At 69.5% G+C, this 1,676-nt stretch carries 1 protein-coding gene; it reads left to right on the plus strand.

Annotated features, from left to right (window positions below; all coding sequences use genetic code 11):
- The coding region (locus U3653_RS33160; RefSeq protein WP_324722502.1) for a condensation domain-containing protein at positions 1–1,676 on the plus strand (1,676 nt) is incomplete at both ends.

The raw sequence follows: 1,676 nt of genomic DNA on the forward strand, positions 1-1,676 counted from the left end.
CTCGACCGCCGGGCGTTGCCCGCGCCGGAGTTCGTGTCGTCGGTGGTGTTCCGTGCGCCGAGTTCGCCGGTGGAGCAGGCGGTGGCGGAGGTGTTCGCGGGGTTGCTGGGCGCGGCGGAGGTCGGGTTGGACGACGACTTCTTCGCGTTGGGCGGTAACTCGCTGCTGGCCACCCGGGTGGTCGCGCGGATCAACGAAGCCTTGGACGCGGACGTGACGGTACGACAGTTGTTCGAAGCACCCACCGTCGCCGAACTGGCCGCCCGCGTGGTCCCCGGCGCCGGCGGCGGCGCACGCACCGTGCTCGAACGCGTCGAGCGCAGCGAACCCATCCCGCTGTCGCTGGCCCAGCAACGCATGTGGGTACTCAACCAATTCGACCCCACCTCCGCCGCCTACAACATCCCCCTGGCCATCCGCCTGCACGGCGCGCTGGACGTCTCCGCGCTGCGCCACGCACTGGCCGACGTCCTCGAACGCCACGAATCGCTACGCACCCGCTACCCCGCCGACACACCCGCCGGCCTGCCCCGCCAACAAATTCTCACCGTCGCCCAAGCCCTCCCCACCGGCTTGGAGGTCCTCGTCACCGACGACCCCCTCACCCACATCACCCACATGATGTCGACCGGATTCGACGTCACCACCGAAGTCCCCGTCCGCGCGCTGCTGCTGGAAACCAGCCCCGAGGAACACCTACTGGCGTTCGTGGCCCACCACATCGCCGCCGACGGCGCCTCCATGGCCCCGCTGGCCCGCGACCTGGTCACCGCCTACCTCGCCCGCATCGGCGGCAACTCCCCCCGCTGGGCGCCCCTGGAAGTGCAATACGCCGACTACGCCATCTGGCAACGCCAGGTCATCGGCACCGACGACGACGAAACCTCCGTCGCCGCCCGCCAACTCACCTACTGGCGCCACCAACTGACCGGCCTCACCGCAGCCACCGAACTGCCCACCGACCGCCCCCGCCCGGCCACCCCCAGCATGCGCGGCGCCAACACCGGCTTCGCGCTGTCCCCCGAGGTCCACCACGCCCTCACCGACCTCGCCCACGCCCACAACTGCACCCTGTTCATGGTCGTGCACGCCGCCCTGGCCGTCCTTGTGGCCCGCCTCACCGGCGACTCCGACGTCGCCATCGGCACCCCCATCGCCGGACGCGGCCACCGCGCCCTCGACGACCTCGTCGGCATGTTCGTCAACACCCTCACCCTGCGCACCCGCGTCGAGCCCGCCACCACCTTCACCGAACTCATCGACCACACCCGCGAAACCGACCTCGCCGCCTTCGCCAACGCCGACATCCCCTTCGAACGCGTCGTCGAAATCGTCGCCCCCGGCCGCGCCACCACCCACAACCCCCTCTTCGGGGTCGTGCTGTCATTCCAGAACAACGAACAACCCACCCTCCAACTCCCCGGCCTCACCGTCACCGCCCTGGACACCGACACCGTCGCCGCCAAATTCGACCTGCAAGTCAACATCAACCCCCACCACCACCCCGACGGCACCCCCGCCCACCTCGACACCATCTTCACCTACGCCACCGACCTGTTCGACGAAACCACCATCCACACCCTCGGCCACCGCCTCCAACGCATCCTCACCACCATCGCCACCAACCCCCACACCCCCATCGGCGACATCGACATCCTCGACGACACCGAACGGGA

Origin of the sequence: Nocardia implantans, from assembly GCF_035544775.1 — a bacterium.
Taxonomy (GTDB): Bacteria; Actinomycetota; Actinomycetes; order Mycobacteriales; family Mycobacteriaceae; genus Nocardia; species Nocardia implantans.